20 protein-coding genes are annotated in these 15,276 nt (G+C 66.8%); 10 read left to right on the top strand and 10 right to left on the bottom strand.

Translation table 11 applies throughout. The features are described from left to right. Nucleotides 1–1,624: proteasome ATPase (gene arc / locus QOC69_RS19375; RefSeq protein ID WP_526442519.1), on the bottom strand; the 1,624-nt coding region annotated here is incomplete at its 3' end. 145 nt (nucleotides 1,625–1,769) lie between these two features. Here arc and QOC69_RS19380 point away from each other — a divergent pair. From QOC69_RS19380 to QOC69_RS19390, 3 genes are read left to right on the top strand one after another with little or no spacing between them, the layout of a single operon-like run. Continuing rightward, entirely contained in the window at nucleotides 1,770–2,261 is a 492-nt protein-coding gene (locus tag QOC69_RS19380) for an MTB12 family secreted protein (protein ID WP_526442521.1), read from the top strand. Nucleotides 2,262–2,270: 9 nt separating this feature from the next. Then, nucleotides 2,271–2,783: a lipoprotein LppK gene (lppK, locus tag QOC69_RS19385; RefSeq protein WP_526442523.1), complete on the top strand. Its 513-nt coding sequence runs from the start codon at nucleotides 2,271–2,273 to the stop codon at nucleotides 2,781–2,783. A gap of 6 nt (nucleotides 2,784–2,789) precedes the next feature. Continuing rightward, nucleotides 2,790–3,086: a DUF503 domain-containing protein gene (locus QOC69_RS19390; RefSeq protein WP_526442525.1), complete on the top strand. Its 297-nt coding sequence runs from the start codon at nucleotides 2,790–2,792 to the stop codon at nucleotides 3,084–3,086. On the opposite strand, the gene QOC69_RS19395 is transcribed toward QOC69_RS19390, so the two are convergent. Next, a complete protein-coding gene (locus QOC69_RS19395) occupies nucleotides 3,087–3,917 on the bottom strand; it encodes a class I SAM-dependent methyltransferase (protein ID WP_526442527.1) in 831 nt (276 codons plus the stop codon). It lies immediately after the preceding gene. A gap of 82 nt (nucleotides 3,918–3,999) precedes the next feature. Between QOC69_RS19395 and QOC69_RS19400 the strand changes: the two genes are divergently transcribed. Continuing rightward, nucleotides 4,000–4,842 (top strand): RecB family exonuclease, encoded by an 843-nt coding sequence (locus tag QOC69_RS19400; RefSeq protein ID WP_526442529.1) that lies wholly within the window; start codon nucleotides 4,000–4,002, stop codon nucleotides 4,840–4,842. Continuing rightward, complete coding sequence (locus QOC69_RS19405) at nucleotides 4,839–5,633, top strand: acyl-CoA thioesterase domain-containing protein (RefSeq protein WP_526442531.1); 795 nt, start codon at nucleotides 4,839–4,841, stop codon at nucleotides 5,631–5,633. Before QOC69_RS19400 ends, QOC69_RS19405 begins: the two co-directional genes overlap by 4 nt. Here the strand turns inward: QOC69_RS19405 and QOC69_RS19410 are convergent. Next, a complete protein-coding gene (locus QOC69_RS19410) occupies nucleotides 5,590–6,627 on the bottom strand; it encodes an LLM class flavin-dependent oxidoreductase (protein WP_526442533.1) in 1,038 nt (345 codons plus the stop codon). The genes QOC69_RS19405 and QOC69_RS19410 overlap by 44 nt on opposite strands. A gap of 76 nt (nucleotides 6,628–6,703) precedes the next feature. On the opposite strand from QOC69_RS19410, the gene QOC69_RS19415 reads away from it, so the two are divergent. From QOC69_RS19415 to QOC69_RS19430, 4 genes are all read left to right on the top strand, one after another. Continuing rightward, entirely contained in the window at nucleotides 6,704–7,195 is a 492-nt protein-coding gene (locus tag QOC69_RS19415; protein ID WP_526442535.1) for an SRPBCC family protein, read from the top strand. Between the two features lie 84 nt (nucleotides 7,196–7,279). After that, the gene (locus QOC69_RS19420; RefSeq protein ID WP_526442537.1) at nucleotides 7,280–7,597 is read left to right on the top strand and encodes an ArsR/SmtB family transcription factor; all 318 of its coding nucleotides are present in this window, start codon (nucleotides 7,280–7,282) and stop codon (nucleotides 7,595–7,597) included. Next, entirely contained in the window at nucleotides 7,594–8,172 is a 579-nt protein-coding gene (locus tag QOC69_RS19425; RefSeq protein ID WP_526442539.1) for an SRPBCC family protein, read from the top strand. Before QOC69_RS19420 ends, QOC69_RS19425 begins: the two co-directional genes overlap by 4 nt. 39 nt (nucleotides 8,173–8,211) lie before the next feature. Beyond that, a complete protein-coding gene (locus tag QOC69_RS19430) occupies nucleotides 8,212–8,778 on the top strand; it encodes a flavodoxin family protein (RefSeq protein WP_526442541.1) in 567 nt (188 codons plus the stop codon). On the opposite strand, the gene QOC69_RS19435 is transcribed toward QOC69_RS19430, so the two are convergent. The 6 genes from QOC69_RS19435 to QOC69_RS19460 form a co-directional block, all read right to left on the bottom strand. Beyond that, a complete protein-coding gene (locus QOC69_RS19435) occupies nucleotides 8,744–10,120 on the bottom strand; it encodes an FAD-containing oxidoreductase (protein WP_526442543.1) in 1,377 nt (458 codons plus the stop codon). The genes QOC69_RS19430 and QOC69_RS19435 overlap by 35 nt on opposite strands. A gap of 10 nt (nucleotides 10,121–10,130) precedes the next feature. After that, nucleotides 10,131–10,613, bottom strand: coding sequence for a DUF4126 family protein (locus tag QOC69_RS19440; protein ID WP_526442545.1), 483 nt, complete (start codon nucleotides 10,611–10,613; stop codon nucleotides 10,131–10,133). A 26-nt stretch (nucleotides 10,614–10,639) separates the two neighbouring features. Further along, complete coding sequence (hisG, locus tag QOC69_RS19445) at nucleotides 10,640–11,491, bottom strand: ATP phosphoribosyltransferase (RefSeq protein ID WP_526442557.1); 852 nt, start codon at nucleotides 11,489–11,491, stop codon at nucleotides 10,640–10,642. A 38-nt stretch (nucleotides 11,492–11,529) separates the two neighbouring features. After that, the gene (locus QOC69_RS19450) at nucleotides 11,530–11,811 is read right to left on the bottom strand and encodes a phosphoribosyl-ATP diphosphatase (RefSeq protein WP_526442547.1); all 282 of its coding nucleotides are present in this window, start codon (nucleotides 11,809–11,811) and stop codon (nucleotides 11,530–11,532) included. A gap of 39 nt (nucleotides 11,812–11,850) precedes the next feature. Further along, nucleotides 11,851–13,353, bottom strand: coding sequence for a sugar porter family MFS transporter (locus QOC69_RS19455; RefSeq protein WP_526442549.1), 1,503 nt, complete (start codon nucleotides 13,351–13,353; stop codon nucleotides 11,851–11,853). A gap of 98 nt (nucleotides 13,354–13,451) precedes the next feature. Then, nucleotides 13,452–14,135 (bottom strand): HAD family hydrolase, encoded by a 684-nt coding sequence (locus tag QOC69_RS19460; RefSeq protein ID WP_526442551.1) that lies wholly within the window; start codon nucleotides 14,133–14,135, stop codon nucleotides 13,452–13,454. 38 nt (nucleotides 14,136–14,173) lie between these two features. Here QOC69_RS19460 and QOC69_RS19465 point away from each other — a divergent pair, with 38 nt between their 5' ends. Further along, nucleotides 14,174–14,974: an SDR family oxidoreductase gene (locus QOC69_RS19465; RefSeq protein WP_526442553.1), complete on the top strand. Its 801-nt coding sequence runs from the start codon at nucleotides 14,174–14,176 to the stop codon at nucleotides 14,972–14,974. A 69-nt stretch (nucleotides 14,975–15,043) separates the two neighbouring features. On the opposite strand, the gene QOC69_RS19470 is transcribed toward QOC69_RS19465, so the two are convergent. Then, nucleotides 15,044–15,276 (bottom strand): vitamin B12 dependent-methionine synthase activation domain-containing protein (locus QOC69_RS19470; protein WP_526442555.1); only part of this gene is annotated, 233 nt, incomplete at its 5' end.

Raw genomic sequence — 15,276 nt, forward strand, 5'->3', positions numbered from 1 at the left:
GGATCCGCAGACCGTGCTGACCGCTCTCCAGCACCGCCTTGATCGCGTTCTTCTTCGCGCGGTCGACGACGTTCTGGATCATCGCACCGGAGTTGAAGTCCTTGAAGTACATGACTTCCTTGTCACCGTTGGCGTAGGTGACCTCCAAGAACCGGTTGTCGTCGATCTCGGCGTACATCCGGTCGACGACCTTCTCGATCATCGTCTTGATGGTCAGTGCCCGGTCACCGCCGAACTCGGCGAGATCGTCGGCGTGCACCGGCAGCTTCTCGGTCAGGTACTTGGAGAAGATGTCCTGTGCCGACTCGGCATCCGGCCGCTCGATCTTGATCTTGACGTCCAGGCGGCCGGGCCGCAGGATCGCCGGATCGATCATGTCCTCGCGGTTGGAGGCACCGATGACGATGACGTTCTCGAGGCCCTCGACGCCGTCGATCTCCGACAGCAGCTGCGGGACGACCGTCGTCTCGACGTCAGAGCTCACACCGGTTCCTCTGGTGCGGAAGATCGAGTCCATCTCGTCGAAGAACACGATCACCGGGGTGCCCTCGGAGGCCTTCTCCCGCGCCCGCTGGAAGATCAGCCGGATGTGCCGCTCGGTCTCACCGACGAACTTGTTCAGCAGCTCCGGGCCCTTGATGTTGAGGAAGTACGACTTCGCCTCCCGCGCATCGTCGCCGCGAATCTCGGCCATCTTCTTGGCCAACGAGTTGGCCACGGCCTTGGCGATCAACGTCTTGCCGCAGCCGGGCGGGCCGTACAGCAGCACGCCCTTCGGCGGCCGCAGCGAGTACTCGCGGTACAGGTCCTTGTGCAGGAACGGCAGTTCCACGGCGTCGCGGATCTGCTCGATCTGCCGGGTCAGCCCGCCGATGTCGTGGTAGCTGACATCGGGGACTTCTTCGAGCACCAGGTCTTCGACCTCGGCCTTGGGGATGCGTTCGAACGCGTATCCGGCCTTCGTGTCGACCAGCAGCGAGTCGCCGGGGCGCAGCTTGCGGGGACGAAGGTCGTCGTCGACGCCCTCGTCGACCTGCGAAGGCAGATCCTCGATGGCGACGAGTGGTTCGGCGAGCCAGACGATGCGCTCCTCGTCGGCGTGTCCGACCACCAGTGCGCGATGCCCGTCCGCGAGGATCTCGCGCAGCGTCGAGATCTCACCGACCGCCTCGAAGTTGCCTGCCTCGACCACTGTCAGTGCCTCGTTCAGCCGGACCGTCTGGCCCTGCCTGAGTTCGGCGACCTCGATGTTCGGCGAGCAGGTCAGGCGCATCTTGCGGCCCGAGGTGAACACGTCGACCGTGTCGTCCTCGTGTGCGGCAATGAGCACGCCGTAACCGCTCGGCGGCTGGCCGAGCCGGTCGACCTCCTCGCGGAGCGCCAGCAACTGCTGCCGCGCCTCCTTCAAGGTGTCCATCAGCTTCGCGTTGCGAGAAGCGAGCGAGTCGATCCGGGCTTCGAGCTGATGCACGTCGCGGGCGCTCCTCAGCCCACTGTTGGCACCTACCGCCTGCTCCAGCTGTTCGCGCAGCGCTACCGCCTCACGGCGAAGTTCTTCCAATTCGGCAGCATCATCGCTGGACATGGGGGTTCCGAATGCTTCAGAACGCTCGGACTCACTCATATTGCGCCCCTTCCCGCACCGAAAATTGGTGCAGTAACAACTTCAACGCTACCGGCGATTCAGTCTTTGTGTGCGGTGTAGGAATTCGACACACCAGCAACACTGTTAACCTCTGTGATGAGTTGGCCCCATTGAAAGGACAGCCGTGATCCTCAAAACCCTCGTTACCGGCATGGCAGCAGCCGCTGCGGTAGCCGCAGCCGCGGGTGGTGTGACTTCCGTTGCACTGAGCGCTTCACCAGCCGCGCCGGCGATTCAATCGGTCGTCTGGGACCTTCCGCTTCCGCAGGCGCCGGCACCGGAGCTGCAGACGCCGCTGCTGACGACGCTGCAGGCGTTGGGCACCACCGGCCCCTCCTCGGCTAAGTCGCCCTACGTTGAAGGCGGCATCGGCCGAATCGAAGGAAGGGTCGCCGACGGCAAGATCCGGGACGCGGCCGCCGCGGGCAAGTTTCCGCTGACCTTCGCAATCGCGAACATCGACCAGGAAGGCTCCGTGGTGACGGCCGATGTCACCGCGACGGCTGCCAACGGCGGAATCGCGAGCCAGAACATCCAGTTCGTTCCAGGGCCGAGCCCGACGGGCTGGCAGATGTCGAAGCAGTCGTTGGTCGCATTGATGTCGTCCGTCGGCTAACCCCGTCCGGTGCACCGCACCCCTGTCGTAATCCTGAGCGCCGTCACGATCGTGGCGGCGCTCGGGCTTGTTGGGTGTTCGCAGGCTCCGCCAGCGGTGAACCAAGAGTCCTCGCGAACCACTGCCGTCGCAGCGCCTCCGACAGCCGCCCCGCTGCCGTCGCCGGACGCGTTGACCGGCGTGCTCTACCGTCTCGCCGACACTTCGATTCCAGCTGAGCAGAAGGTCGGCCTGGTGCAGTACGCCACCGTCGACGACCAGCCCGTGCTGACCAACTTCGGCGAAGCGCTCAACGCCAACGGCTTCGTGCCGCTCAACGTCGCGGCGACCGACCTCGCGTGGTCCGGCCAACCCGGCAACGTGCTCGCGAACGTGACGATCAGCACCACCAATCCGGCCGTGAAACCGTTCACCTTCCCCATGGAATTCAGCCCGATCCGCGATGCATGGCAGTTGACGCAGCGCACCGCCGACCAGCTTCTGCCGCTGGTCGGTGCGACCAAGCCGAAACCGTCGAACTGATTCGACGTGTGGATCGGCTGGCTGGAGTTCGACCTGCTCCTCGGTGACGTGCACTCGCTCAAGCAGAAGCGGTCCGCGATCCGGCCCGTGATCGCCGAGCTGCGGCGCAAGTTCGACGTGTCCGCCGCGGAGACGGGCGACCAGGATCTGCACCGCCGGGCCGGCATCGGGGTTTCCATCGTCGCCGCCGACCGAGTTCACGTCGTCGATGTGCTCGATGCGGCCGAACGCCTGGTGGCCGCGCGACCCGAGATGGAATTGCTCTCGGTACGACGCGGTCTGCACCGCAGCACCGACGACTGACTACTTGACCTGACGCTTGCGCCGCAGCGGGGTGGGCGTCACCGCGCCGGGCGCCAGCTTGCGCACGCTGATCAGGAACGCGGTGTGGCCTCGCATGGAGTGCTGCGGACGCACCGCCAACCCGACGACGTCCCAGCCGCGCTGCAGCGTCTCCCACGACCGCGGCTCGGTCCAGCACTGCTGTTCACGCAGGGCCTCGACCGTCCGCGACAGCTGCGTCACGGTGGCGACGTAGATGATGAGCACGCCGCCGGGGACCAGCGCGCCGCCGACGGCCTCGAGCACCTCCCACGGCGCGAGCATGTCCAGGACCGCCCGATCGACCTGCGGCCCGTCGTAGTCGGCCACGTCGGCAATGTGCAGATCCCAGTTGGCCGGATGCTCGCCGAAGAACGTGGTGACGTTGCGCACGGCGTGCGGGGCGTGGTCGTCGCGCACCTCGTAGGACGTCACGGTGCCCTCGGGACCGACCGCACGCAGCAGCGAGCACGTCAGCGCACCGGAGCCCGCGCCCGCCTCCAGGACGCGCGCACCGGGGAACACGTCGCCCTCGTGCACGATCTGCGCGGCGTCCTTGGGGTAGATCACCTGGGCGCCGCGAGGCATCGACAACACGTAGTCGATGAGCAGCGGACGGAGTACCAGGAACTGGTCGCCGTTGGTCGACTTCACCACGCTGCCCTCGGGCGACCCGATCACGGTGTCGTGGGCGATCGCGCCGCGGTGGGTGTGGAACTCCGCTCCCGCCGCGAGCACCATCGTGTAGTGCCTGCCCTTGGCATCGGTCAACTGCACGCGGTCACCAACGGTGAACGGACCGGTTACGGGCATCCGGTCAGCCTGCCAGGAGACGCGCCGGTTGTAGTGCCCGGGTTAGGCATCAATGTCGGTGACGAGTCATACGCTTGTTCCCATGAGTGACGATCCGGCTGCGCCCGTCCGGCGCCCGGCGTTGTCACCGTCCCGGGCAAGTGACTTCAAGCAGTGCCCGCTGCTGTACCGGTTCCGCGCCATCGATCGGCTGCCCGAACCGTCGTCCACGGCGCAGGTGCGTGGCTCCGTCGTGCACGCCGCACTCGAGCAGCTGTACGCGCTGCCCGCCGCCGACCGCGGTCCCGAGACCGCGATGACGCTCGTCGAGCCTGCATGGGAGCGGGTGGCCACCGAGAGACCCGAATTCGCCGCCGAGTTCGCACCGGAGTTGCGGGCCGAACTGCTCGATGAGGCAAGAAAGCTTCTGTCGGGGTACTACCGGTTGGAGGATCCGACGCGGTTCGATCCGCAGAGCTGCGAGCAACGGGTCGAGGTCGAGCTGTCCGACGGCACGCTGTTGCGCGGATTCGTCGACCGGATCGACGTGGCGCCGACCGGTGAAATGCGCGTGGTCGACTATAAGACCGGCAAGGCGCCACCGGCGGCGCGCGAACTGGCCGAGGCGAAGGCGATGTTCCAGATGAAGTTCTACGCCGTGGCGCTGCTGCGGTCCCGTGAGGTGCTGCCCGCCCGGTTGCGGTTGCTGTATCTGGCCGACGGTCAGGTGCTGGACTACACGCCCGACCTCGACGAGTTGCTGCGGTTCGAGAAGACTCTGATGGCGATGTGGCGGGCCATTCAGGCGGCCGGGGTGACGGGAGACTTCCGCCCCAAGCCGTCACGGTCGTGCGACTGGTGCGCACACCACGAGCACTGCCCCGTCTTCGGTGGCACGCCGCCGCCGTACCCGGGATGGCCTCAGCCCGCGGAGCCTGCTGCGTGATCGACCGGCACTACCATCGGCTGCCTGCCGATGGACCGTTTCAGGTGTTCGAGTCCATCGCGAGCACCGCCAGCAACTGGGACGCCACGATCCAGCACGGATCGCCACCGTTGGCCCTGATGACCAAGGCGATCGAGCAGCTGGCCGTTGGATCTCCTCTGCGGGTGGGCCGATTGACCCTCGACATCCTTGGCGCCATTCCCGTTGCGCCGGTGAAGGTTCGGGCCTGGGTGGAGCGGCCTGGCGCCCGGATCTCGATGATGATGGCCGAGATGCTCGCGACCCGGCCGGACGGTACCGACCGCGCGGTGGCCCGAGTCAGCGCGTGGCTGCTGGCCACCAGCGACACCGCCGACGCCGCCACCGACCGCCATCCCCCACTGATCGAAGGCGACGCCGAGCCGCACGCGCACGACTGGATCGGCGCACCGGGCTACCTGGAGACCGTTAGTTGGCGCACACAGGTGACCGGTCCCGGCGAGCCCGCCGTGGCGTGGCTCAGCCCGCTCGTCCGTCTCGTCGACGATGAGCCGCTCACCGACCTGCAGCGGCTGGCGATGGTGATCGACTCCGCCAATGGTGTTGGCGCCGCATTGGATCCAGAAGAGTTCGTGTTCATGAACACCGACACCGTGGTGCACTTGCACCGGGCACCGTCCGGCAACGACTTCGCGCTGCGCGCCCGCGGATCCATCGGACCGGACGGCATCGGCGTCACCACGGCGGACGTCTTCGACCGCCGCGGCTTCATCGGTACGTCGGCTCAGACGCTGCTGGTCCAGCGGCGGTGATGTCGAGCAGCGCCTCAAGCGTCGCCAGCTGATCCGGGTAGTCGCCCTCCAACTTGGCCAGCAGCGTCGTTATCCCCGCCGCTCGGTACTTGCGCACCCGCTCGGCGATGCCATCAGGTGTACCAACGAGATTCGTGAGGCGGCCGAGGTCGATCGGCACGGCTTGGCGGGCTTCGTCTCGCTTCCCGCTCTGCCACAGCTCGGCGACCTTCACGACGTCGTCGCCGTAGCCGAGCCTGGTGAACGCGTCGTTGTAGAAATTGCGTCCTCCCGCGCCCATCGCACCGATCGTGAACGCGTACCCGTCGGCGTGCCTGCGTGCTGCAGCGTCCGCAGACGCCTCGTCGTCGTGGATCTCGACCGCGACCGGCGCAACGAGGTCGAGATCGGCCAGCGTGCGTCCGGCGCGCGCGGCGCCGTCGCGCAGCGGACCGAAGAACACTTCGGCGGCTTCGGGGATGAACGCATTGCCGAGCCAGCCGTCGGCCATCTCACCGGTGAGTCGCAGGTTTCGCGGCCCCATCGCCGCCACGTAGACCGGCACGTGCCGTGGGTTCACCAGCGGCACTAGGGCAGCGCCACTGCTGTCGGGCAGCGGAAGAGGGTAGATCTCGCCGGGATGCTCGAGCCGGTCCCCGCGGCTGACGATCCGGACGATCTCGATTGTCTCCCTGGTCGTCTCCACCGGCTTGCGGAACCGGACACCGTGCCAGCCCTCCATCACCCGGGGCCCCGACGTGCCGACGCCCAGCAGGAATCTGCCGTCCGACAGCTCCTGCAGGCTGAGCGCGGACGTCGCAAGCATCGCGGGACTGCGCGAACCCAGCTGCACCACAAACGTTCCGAGCTTGATCGTCGACGTCCTGGCCGCCACGTACGCCAGCCCCGTCAACGCGTCGTAGCCCCACACCTCGGGTACCCACAACGAATCGACACCGATGCGTTCGGCGGCCTCGGCGAACTCCACTGCGCCCGGCGACCGGGGATCGATCATGGCGCCGACCTTCACGGTTGCCTCACTTTCGTGTCGTTCCAGGCGCGTCCACGCGCATCCTTGGCATGCTGCAAGAGTGCGCTATCGCGATCAGCCAACGATAGAAGTGACCCAGCGCGTTCGGTGCGATGTCGCCACGGTGTGGAAACACGTCACCGACATCACTCTGCCAGCGCGGTGCTCGTCGGAGCTGGAGTCCGTCGAATGGCTCGACGGTGCCGACGGCGTCAAGGTCGGTGCCCGCTTCCGCGGCCGCAGCAAGCATGACGCGTTCGGCGATTGGGAGACGGTGTGTGAGGTCGTCGAGGTCGAAGATCAGCGCCGGTGGGTGTGGAACGTCATCGGTCTCGACGGCGTCGGCGCGACCTGGGGGTTCGAAGTGGAACCAACCAGCGACGGCGCGCTGGTTCGGCAGTGGGGCCGGATGGGACCTGGACCGTCTGGGCTGACGCCTGGAATCGCCGCGCAACCGGACAAGGAGGCAAGGATCGTCGCCCGTCGGCTGTCCGAATGGCAGCAGAACATGCAGGCCAACCTCGACTGGATCCGGTCGCAGGTCGAGGGCTGAGATCTTGCTGGGCGAGCGAAGCGACGGGGGGATCCAACACTGTATACGCTTGCATCTATATAGCCCGTCTGCAATATTGGTGGGGTGGACGTCTTCGAGGCGGTAGCCGAACGGAGCAGACGCGCCCTGCTGGATGCGCTCACCGAGGGCGAACGCACGGCGGGCGAACTGGTCTCCACGCTGCCGGGCCTGACGCAGCCGACCGTGTCCAGGCACCTGCGGGTGCTGCGCGAGGTCGGACTCGTCGAGGTCCGGCCCGACGCACAGCGCCGCATCTATGCGTTGCGGGCCGACGGCCTCGCCGAGATGGACGAATGGGTTTCCCGGTACCGCCGCTACTGGGCCGGCCATCTCGACGCGCTGGAGCAACACCTGGCATCGACGCATCTGGAGACGAAATGATCGGCCGCGAAGGGCAACTCAGCATCGAGGGCGACCGCGCCGTGCTGCGCTTTGAGCGACGGCTGCCGTATCCGCCTGCGGCGGTGTGGTCGGCGCTCACCGAACCCAGTCACCGCGACCGGTGGATGGGCAAGTCCTCGATCGAGCCTCGCGAAGGCGGCGCCATCGAAACGGTGGCGTCGGGCCCGCAACTGCCGCCGGACATGAAGCGGATGACGGGCCGGATCCTTGTCTGGGATCCGCCGCACGTGCTCGAACACGAATGGCATCAGCCGATCGTCGAGCCAGGCGTGGTCCGCTACGAGCTTCACCCGGACGGCGAAACAGGCACGCTTCTGCAGTTCACCCATAGCGGGCTCGGTGTGCCCAATGCCACCGGTTTCCGGCCGGGCACCCAGGCCTTCCTCGACCGCCTGGAAGCCCATCTCGCCGGCGATCCGCTGCCCAACTGGGCCGAGCGCTATCGCGAGATCGCAGGCATCCCACCCACCTACCTACCTACCTACCTACCAATGAGAGGAAAACAGATGAGCGACAATCACTCCGACGGTGCGCCGGTCCTGGCGATCGCCTAGCACTCCGGCTTCGGCCACACGTCCGCCCTCGCCGAGGCGGTGGCGGCAGGCGCGCGGGCAGGCGGCGCCGCGGTGAGCGTGATCGCCGTGGACGCGATCACCGACGCCGACTGGGACCTGCTCGACCGGGCCGACGGCATCATCTTCGGCAGTGCTACCTACATGGGCAACGTGTCGGGCGGGTTTCAGGCCTTCGCCGAGAAGACGGGGCGGCGCTGCCTCGAGGAGGTGTGGCGGGACAAGGTGGCCGCCGGTTTCACCAACTCCGGCGCCAAGAGCGGCGACAAGCTGTCCGCCCTGATGTCGCTGGCGGTGTTCGCCGCCCAACACCACATGCACTGGGTCAATCTCGGCCTCGGCGCGGGTTGGAACAGCACCTCGGGCAGCGAGAACGATCTGAACCGGCTCGGGTTCTGGTTGGGCGCGGGCGCCCAGACCGACGTGGACGCCAATCCCGACCAGATGCACCCCGCCGACGTCGCTACCTGCGAGCACCTCGGCCACCGAGTCGCGGTGATCACCCGCCAGATGGTCGCGGGACGCGCTGTGTCACCGGGTAATTCAACACAGCCTAATTCAGCGGCTTCATCTCTTGCAGCATCGTAGGCACCAACTCGCTGACCGTCGGGTGGATGTGCATGGTCCGTGAGATGGCCGTGTAGCGCAGTTTCGCGGTCATCACGTCGAGGATGTCCTGGATCACCTCGTCACCGCCGACGCCAAGGATCGCTGCGCCGAGGATCTCCTCCGTGTCGGCGTCGACGACCACCTTCATGAATCCCTGAGTCTCACCCTTCTCCACCGCGCGACCGACACGGGTCATGGGGCGCTTGCCCACCAACGCCTTTCGGCCGGACTTACGAACCTCGTCGACCGTCATGCCCGCGCGACCCAGTGGCGGATCGATGTACAGCGCGTAGGTCGTCACCCGGTCGCTGACCCGGCGTGGGTCGTCGTCGAGCAGATTAGCGGCCACGATCTCGAAATCGTTGTACGACGTGTGCGTGAAGGCACCCTTGCCGTTGCAGTCCCCCATCGCCCAGATGTGTTCGACGTTGGTCCGCAACTCGTCGTCGACGACGACGAAGCCCCGCGCGTCGGTCGTGACCCCGGCGGCGTCGAGGCCGAGTTCATCGGTGTTGGGCTGCCGTCCCGTCGCGACGAGTAGGTCCGTGCCGGACACGGGTTCGGCGCCGTCGCGCGGATAGAGATCGAACCCGTTGTCCTGCTTGACGATCCGCATCGACGTGGCATTCACGTGAATGTCGATGCCCTCGGCCTCGAGGATCTCCTTGATCGCGGCCGACACGTCCTCGTCCTCGCGGGCGGTCAACCGCGGCCCCTTCTCGACGACACTGATCCTTGCGCCGAAGCGGCGGTACATCTGGGCGAACTCGAGCGCGATGTAGCTGCCACCGACGATCACCAGATGCTCGGGCAGCACGTCGAGGTCCAGGATGCCCACGTTGGTCAAATAGTCCACGTCGGTCAGACCCGGAATGTCCGGCACGATGGCACGGCCGCCGACGTTGAGGAAGATCCGGTCCGCCCGCAGAACCTGGTCGTCGACGTGGATGGTGTGCGGATCTTCGAAGCGGGCATGCCCGCGGATGAGGGTGCAGCCGTCCATTCCCTCGAGCCAGGACTCCACACCGTGCCGGTCGCCGAGCATGATGGCGTCCTTGCGCGCCTTGACCTTTGCCATGTCCACCGTGACGTCGCCGGTCCCGATGTTGATGCCGAACTCGGCTCCGCGTCTCGCGACGTGCGCCGTGTGCGCGCTGGCGACCAGCGTCTTGGTCGGGATGCAGCCGTAGTTGACGCACGTTCCACCGACGAGCTTGCGCTCGATCACGGCGACGGTCTGGCCTGCCGCGGTCAGCCGCCCCGCGAGTGGCGGGCCCGCCTGGCCCGCGCCGACGATGATGGCGTCGAATTGCCTTGTCACGGTGGGCAGGTCAGATGACACTAGCGAGGGCAACCACGGCGAACCCACCCAGCACCGCGACGGCGTCCTCGGTCAGCGCGACGGGCAGGTCGTGTCCACCGTTCTTGGCGACCAGACGGCTACGCGCCTGATAGCCGGCCATGGTGCCCAGCACCGCGCCGACCACGCCTGCACCGATCGCGCTGAAGGTGTGGTGCCAGCCCGCCCCGATCACTGCACCGGCGAACGCACCGGTGACGAGCCGCGCGATGAACTGCGGCGGCACGGTGCGACTGGGCGTGGACGGCAGTTGATCGGTGACCAGCTCCACCACCAACAGGATGGTCAGGACGGTGACCGTGATCGGATGACCGACCCACTCCGCCCACGTGCCGTCGACGGGTAGCCAGTTCAGCGCCGCGCCCCATGCGACGACGGCCGGCGGGGTCAGCGCCCGCAGGCCTGCCACGAAGCCGATGAGCAGGGCGAGGACGATGACAAGCACTTGCGTCATGGCAGGAAGTTAGCACCCAAGCCGGGTCAGAAGCGACAGAACCTGATGTCGGATGCCAGGATCGCCTTGGCGCCGATGGCGGCCAGCTCATCCATGATCGAGTTGACGTCCCGACGGGGCACCAGTGCCCGTACCGCAACCCACGCAGGATCGGCCAGCGGGGCGATGGTGGGTGACTCGAGCCCGGGGGTGACCGCGGTCGCCGCGTCGAGCACCGTTCGCGGGCAGTCATAGTCGAGCATCAGATACTGCTGACCGAATACGACGCCCTGCACCCGTCCGACGAGTTGGTCGCGCGCGGCCGCCGCATCCTGGTCGGGCTCGGCCCGCTCGATCAGGACCGCCTCCGAGTCACACAGCGAGTCGCCGAACGCCACCAGGTTGTGCAGTCGCAGCGTGCGCCCCGAACCCACCACGTCGGCGATGGCGTCCGCGACACCCAGTTGGATGGAGATCTCCACCGCCCCGTCGAGGCGGATGACGGTGGCCTCAATCCCGCGGCTAGCCAGGTCCTTTCGCACCAGGTGCGGATACGCGGTGGCGATCCGCTTCCCGGCCAGGTCGGCGACGGTCCAGCTCTGCCCTGCGGGGGCGGCATAGCGGAAGCTCGCCGAGCCGAACCCGAGCGCCAACCGTTCTGCCACCGGGGCATCGGAGTCCTGCGCCAGATCGCGGCCGGTGATCCCGAGGTCCAGTTGCCCCGAACCGACGTAGATCGCAATGTCCTTGGGCCGCAGGAAGAAGAATTCGACGTTGTTGGCCTGATCGACGACCGTTAGATCCTTGGGATCGCTTCGGCGACGGTAGCCGGCCTCCGTCAGGATCTCGGCGGCCGATTCACTCAGCGCACCCTTGTTCGGGACGGCGACCCGTAACATGCCGTTCGTCGATGAGCCGCTTGCGCGAAGAGAATCGTTCATAGCTTCGCGTACACGTCGTCGAGCGACAGCCCGCGCGAGATCATCAGCACCTGAGTCCAGTACAGAAGCTGACTGATCTCATCGGCCAACGCCTCATCACCTTCGTGCTCGGCCGCCAGCCATACCTCGCCGGCTTCCTCGAGGATCTTCTTGCCCAGCCCGTGCACCCCGCCGTCGAGGGCGGCGACGGTGCCGCTACCGGCCGGTCGGGTGCGCGCGCGTTCGCTGAGTTCGGCGAACAGGGCGTCGAAGGTCTTCACGGCAGGCGATTGTTCCACGCGCCTTGCCTCGAAGTCACGGCGGTTTCGCCGCCGCGACTAGCTGACTCCGCTCGCCCCGGCGGATTTCTGCACGTGGAGTACCTCGGCGTGCATGTCCTCCAGCGACACGCCCTTGGTCTCCATGACCCATTTCCACACGAACAGGCCTGAGAGGACCGCGCACAGCCCGTAGAACCCGTAGGCCAGGCCCAGGTGTTCGCGCAGGCCTGGGAAGGTCACGGTGATCAGCCAGTTCGCCGCCCACTGGCCCGCGGCGGCCAGGCCGAGCGCGGCGGCCCGGATGCGGTTCGGGAACATCTCGCCAAGCAGTACCCAGACCACCGGGCCCCACGACATGCCGAACGCTACGACGAACAGGTTCGCGGCGATCAAGGCGATCACGCCGGACGCACCGGAAAGGGTAGGCACCAGCTCCCCTGCGTCATTGGGCGCCAGTTCCGAGTTGGCGAAGATGACCGACATGGTGATCAACGTGACGGCCATCCCGGACGATCCGATGAGCAGCAGCGGCTTGCGTCCGATCTTGTCGATGAGCGCGATGGCGATCAGCGTGGTCGCCACATTGACCACCGACGTGATCACGGTGTAGACGGCCGATTGGTCGGCGCTGAAGCCCACTGCCTGCCACAGCACGTTCGAGTAGTAGAAGATCACATTGATGCCGACGAACTGCTGGAAGACGGACAGCCCGAGGCCGACCCACACGATGCCGTAGAGGCCGAAGATGCCGGTGTTCGGCCTGCGCAGATCCCGCCACGACGGCTTGTCCTCGCGCTCCAGCGTCTCCCGGATCCGGGTGATGGTGATCTCGAGATTCTTCTCGCCGAGCAGCATGTTCAGCACGCGGCGGGCTTCCGGAATCTTGTGACTGGCAACCAGATACCGCGGCGACTCCGGAATGGTGAATGCCAGCCCGCCGTAGACGACCGCGGGCACCATCATCACCAGAAACATCCAGCGCCATGCCTCCAGGCCCAGCCACAATTCTTCGTTGGGGCCGCCGGCCGCCCATTGCAGCAGCCAGTTGACGGCGAACGACAAGAAGATGCCGGACACGATTGCGAGCTGCTGCAGTGAGCCAAGCCTGCCTCGAATGCGCGGCGGCGACGTCTCGGCGATGTAGGCCGGCGCGATCACCGAGGCGATTCCGACGCCGATGCCGCCGACGACACGGAAGATCACCACCGTCCAGACATTGGGCGCCAGCGCCGTGCCGATCGCGCTGACGAGAAAGAAGACCGCGGCGATCTTCATCACCGAGATGCGGCCGATGCGGTCGGCGATCCGCCCTGCGGTCATGGCGCCTGCGGCGGCACCGAGCAGCGCCGAGGCGACGGCGAAGCCGAGCTCGGCGTCGCCGATACCGAAGTCTTCCTGGATGGAAGCCACCGCGCCATTGATGACCGCGCTGTCGTAGCCGAACAGCAGACCACCGAGCGCGGCGACCGAGGCGATCCGGATGGCGGTGCGGCCCGACGAGAAGTCGTCGTCGGTGATTGCAGATGTCGAGTCGTCGACGGGGGGACCCTGACCAGCCATGAGGCTTCCTTCCGCAGCGCTGCGTGATGTGTGTCACACATACGATTGCACAGTCGAGAGACCGATAGGGCCATATCCCTGGCCCGCAATCAGGAGATTCAGGCCGTCTGTTCGTCGCGTTCGTCGGACAGACTGGAGAAGGCGTCCCGCAGATCCTGTACATCGAGTTCGCTCAGCGAACTCACGTGCCTGCGCCGCGGACCGTCGGGCACGTCGACGTCGTTCGGCACCACCAGAACGGGGCAACCGGCCGCCTCGGCCGCAGCGGTGCCGGTCACGGAGTCCTCGATCGCCAGACACTGCGACGGGTCGAAGCCCAGCAACTCCGCGGCGCGCTGGTACGGATCGGGCGCAGGCTTGGGGTGCACCACTTCGTCCCCGCAGACGGTCACCGAGAAATAGTGGCGGCCAATGCTGTTCAACGCGCGCTCGGTCAGCTCGCGGCGGGTGTTGGTGACCAGTGCGAGCGGCACCCCCGCAGCGACGAGCCGCGCGAGCAGCTCCTGGGCGCCGGGCAACCACGGCAGCCCGGCCTCGAACAACCCACCGGTGTAGTCGTGCAGCCAGTCGGCTGATTCGGCCATCGCCGCGGGGTCCGGCTCCAGGCCGAGGTCGGCGTAGACGGCATTCATGACGCTGTCCGACGAACCGCCGACCGTCGCCTCGCGCACCTCCGGGGTGAGCACCCCGCCGAGACGCGCGCAGAGCGCGTTCATCGATACGTCCCAGAGCTTTTCGGAGTCGACCAGGGTGCCGTCCATATCCCACAGCACCGCTTGCACGCCCCGATTCTGTCATGGGCCTGCGCTAGCGTGAAATCATGACGATTCTCGTGACCGGCGCCACCGGGAACATCGGTCGCCGCGTGGTCGATCACCTCATCGACCTGGGCGCCAACGACATCCACGCACTGACCAAGAATCCCGCGAAGGCGAACCTGCCCGACGGGGTGACGCCCGTGATCGGCTACCTCGGCGATCCGGAGTCGCTGCGGGCAGCGCTGGCCGGGGTGGACCGGATGTATCTGGCGCCGCTACCCCGGACGCTGGACGCCACCCTCGAATTGGCGAAGGGAGCAAATGTCGAGTACGTGGTTGCCCTGTCGGGCGGGGCGCACTGGCAACAACACACCGACACCATCGCCGCCTCCGGCCTGGTCACCACTCAGCTGGGTCCTGGCGAGTTCCTGGAGAACTTCACCATGTGGTCGGAACAGATCAAGGCGACGCACACGGTCCGGGAGCCGTATCCGTCAGTGGTGGAGGCTCCGATCTCCATGGACGACATCGCGCGGGTCGCCGCGACTCTGCTGGCCAAGCCTGACCAATCGCACGACGGCCAGATGTACGAGCTCACCGGCCCCGAGGCGCTGACACGCGCCGAGATCGCCGAGCAGATCGGCATCGGCATCGGGGCCGACGTCTCGTTCGAGCGGTGCAGCAGGGCCGAGGCCGAAGCGGCCCTGCGCCCGATCATGGGTGATCAGGCCGCCTGGTACCTCGACCTGGTGGCCGAGGGCGTCGATGCGCCGCAGCCGGCCAATCAACTGGTGGCCGAGCTGACCGGGACGGCGGCCCAATCGGTGGCGCAATGGGCCGCTGCCAACGCAGATCTGTTCTAGACGTTGAAGTCCTCGATCGCCAAGCGCGATGCCGTCTCGGCGGTCAGTGCGAACTCAACCACGTAGGGCTCAGTCCTCCGGGTTGTAGCCGAGATTGGGACCGAGCCAGCGCTCGGCTTCCTGCAGGGTCCATCCCTTGCGGGTCGCGTAGTCCGCGACCTGGTCCTGGGCCAATCGGCCGACCACGAAGTACTGCGACTGCGGGTGCGAGAAGTACCAGCCGCTGACGGCAGCACCGGGCCACATCGCCATCGACTCGGTCAGCTCGATGCCGGTCCGCTCCTGGACGTCCATCAACTCCC

Origin of the sequence: Mycobacterium sp., assembly GCF_032162105.1 — a bacterium.
Lineage (GTDB): Bacteria > Actinomycetota > Actinomycetes > Mycobacteriales > Mycobacteriaceae > Mycobacterium.

Coding starts and splice junctions, on each gene's coding strand:
- QOC69_RS19455 (WP_526442549.1), bottom strand. CDS start 13,353: ATGGCTGGTCAGGGTCCCCCCGTCGACGACTCGACATCTGCAATCACC.
- QOC69_RS19465 (WP_526442553.1), top strand. CDS start 14,174: ATGACGATTCTCGTGACCGGCGCCACCGGGAACATCGGTCGCCGCGTG.
- QOC69_RS19395 (WP_526442527.1), bottom strand. CDS start 3,917: ATGCCCGTAACCGGTCCGTTCACCGTTGGTGACCGCGTGCAGTTGACC.
- QOC69_RS19400 (WP_526442529.1), top strand. CDS start 4,000: ATGAGTGACGATCCGGCTGCGCCCGTCCGGCGCCCGGCGTTGTCACCG.
- QOC69_RS19410 (WP_526442533.1), bottom strand. CDS start 6,627: ATGATCGATCCCCGGTCGCCGGGCGCAGTGGAGTTCGCCGAGGCCGCC.
- hisG (WP_526442557.1), bottom strand. CDS start 11,491: ATGTTACGGGTCGCCGTCCCGAACAAGGGTGCGCTGAGTGAATCGGCC.
- QOC69_RS19440 (WP_526442545.1), bottom strand. CDS start 10,613: ATGACGCAAGTGCTTGTCATCGTCCTCGCCCTGCTCATCGGCTTCGTG.
- QOC69_RS19425 (WP_526442539.1), top strand. CDS start 7,594: ATGATCGGCCGCGAAGGGCAACTCAGCATCGAGGGCGACCGCGCCGTG.